This window comes from Burkholderia sp. E168m15 (assembly GCF_016586105.1).
Taxonomy (GTDB): domain Bacteria; phylum Pseudomonadota; class Gammaproteobacteria; order Burkholderiales; family Burkholderiaceae; genus Burkholderia; species Burkholderia orbicola.
The window spans coordinates 1-2725 of sequence record NZ_BCPO01000229.1; the positions used below are offsets into that span (position 1 = coordinate 1).

Below are 2725 nucleotides of genomic sequence, written 5' to 3' on the forward strand. Positions count from 1 at the left end.
CAGACTTGTTATAGGATCAAGCCTTACGGGCAATTAGTATCAGTTAGCTGAACGCATTACTGCGCTTACACACCTGACCTATCAACGTCCTGGTCTCGAACGACCCTTCAAGGGGATCTAGTCCCCAGGGATATCTCATCTTAAGGCGAGTTTCCCGCTTAGATGCTTTCAGCGGTTATCTCTTCCGAACATAGCTACCCGGCGATGCCACTGGCGTGACAACCGGTACACCAGAGGTTCGTCCACTCCGGTCCTCTCGTACTAGGAGCAGCCCCCTTCAAATATCCAACGCCCACGGCAGATAGGGACCAAACTGTCTCACGACGTTTTAAACCCAGCTCACGTACCTCTTTAAATGGCGAACAGCCATACCCTTGGGACCGGCTACAGCCCCAGGATGAGATGAGCCGACATCGAGGTGCCAAACACCGCCGTCGATATGAACTCTTGGGCGGTATCAGCCTGTTATCCCCAGAGTACCTTTTATCCGTTGAGCGATGGCCCTTCCATACAGAACCACCGGATCACTATGACCTGCTTTCGCACCTGCTCGACTTGTCGGTCTCGCAGTTAAGCACGCTTATGCCATTGCACTATCAGCACGATTTCCGACCGTACCTAGCGTACCTTCGTACTCCTCCGTTACGCTTTGGGAGGAGACCGCCCCAGTCAAACTGCCTACCATGCACTGTCCCCGACCCGGATCACGGGCCAAGGTTAGAACCTCAAACAAACCAGGGTGGTATTTCAAGGACGGCTCCACCGAAACTAGCGTTCCGGTTTCATAGCCTCCCACCTATCCTACACAGATCGGTTCAAAGTCCAATGCAAAGCTACAGTAAAGGTTCATGGGGTCTTTCCGTCTAGCCGCGGGTAGATTGCATCATCACAAACACTTCAACTTCGCTGAGTCTCGGGAGGAGACAGTGTGGCCATCGTTACGCCATTCGTGCAGGTCGGAACTTACCCGACAAGGAATTTCGCTACCTTAGGACCGTTATAGTTACGGCCGCCGTTTACCGGGACTTCAATCAAGAGCTTGCACCCCATCATTTAATCTTCCGGCACCGGGCAGGCGTCACACCCTATACGTCCACTTTCGTGTTTGCAGAGTGCTGTGTTTTTATTAAACAGTCGCAGCCACCAGTTTATTGCAACCCCTTCACCCTCCTGGCGCAGGCCAGTCAAGCTACAAGGGCGTACCTTATCCCGAAGTTACGGTACCAATTTGCCGAGTTCCTTCTCCCGAGTTCTCTCAAGCGCCTTAGAATACTCATCTCGCCCACCTGTGTCGGTTTGCGGTACGGTCATCGTTAGACTGAAGCTTAGAGGCTTTTCTTGGAACCACTTCCAATTGCTTCGCTCCCTAAGGAGCTCGCGCCACACCCTTGAATTACGCGCCCGGATTTGCCTAAGCGCCTTCTCCAATGCAGCGACCGGGACTTCCAACACCCGGACAACCTTCCGCGATCCGTCCCCCCATCGCATCTAACAATGGTGCAGGAATATTGACCTGCTTCCCATCAGCTACGCATTTCTGCCTCGCCTTAGGGGCCGACTCACCCTACGCCGATGAACGTTGCGTAGGAAACCTTGGGCTTACGGCGAGGGGGCCTTTCACCCCCTTTATCGCTACTCATGTCAGCATTCGCACTTCCGATACCTCCAGCACCCTTTACAAGGCACCTTCGCAGGCTTACGGAACGCTCTCCTACCATGCGAGCAAGCTCGCATCCGCAGCTTCGGTATATAGCTTAGCCCCGTTACATCTTCCGCGCAGGACGACTCGATCAGTGAGCTATTACGCTTTCTTTAAAGGGTGGCTGCTTCTAAGCCAACCTCCTGACTGTTTTAGCCTTCCCACTTCGTTTCCCACTTAGCTATATTTGGGGACCTTAGCTGGCGGTCTGGGTTGTTTCCCTCTTGACACCGGACGTTAGCACCCGATGTCTGTCTCCCGTGATTGCACTCTTCGGTATTCGGAGTTTGCTATGGCGGGGTAATCTGCAATAGACCCCCCAACCATGACAGTGCTCTACCCCCGAAGGTGAGACACGAGGCACTACCTAAATAGTTTTCGGAGAGAACCAGCTATTTCCAGGTTTGTTTAGCCTTTCACCCCTATCCACAGCTCATCCCCTAACTTTTCAACGTTAGTGGGTTCGGACCTCCAGTACGTGTTACCGCACCTTCATCCTGGCCATGGATAGATCACCTGGTTTCGGGTCTACGCCCAGCAACTGAACGCCCTATTCGGACTCGCTTTCGCTACGCCTGCCCTATACGGTTAAGCTTGCTACTGAACGTAAGTCGCTGACCCATTATACAAAAGGTACGCCGTCACCCCTTACGAGGCTCCGACTGTTTGTATGCATGCGGTTTCAGGATCTATTTCACTCCCCTCCCGGGGTTCTTTTCGCCTTTCCCTCACGGTACTGGTTCACTATCGGTCGATCACGAGTATTTAGCCTTGGAGGATGGTCCCCCCATCTTCAGACAGGATTTCACGTGTCCCGCCCTACTTGTCGCACACCTAGTTCTTTCATACTGTTTTCGCCTACAGGGCTATCACCTGCTATGGCCGCACTTTCCAGAGCGTTCGGCTAACAATACAAATAAAGAGTGCAAGGCTCATCCCATTTCGCTCGCCACTACTTTGGGAATCTCGGTTGATTTCTTTTCCTGCGGTTACTTAGATGTTTCAGTTCACCGCGTTCGCTTCACT

Annotated in this window: 1 rRNA gene; it reads right to left on the minus strand. The window is 52.8% G+C overall.

What is annotated here, in order from left to right:
* Positions 1–12: 12 nt before the first annotated feature.
* Positions 13–2725: ribosomal RNA gene (locus JMF86_RS34785) — 23S ribosomal RNA — on the minus strand; the annotation flags it as partial.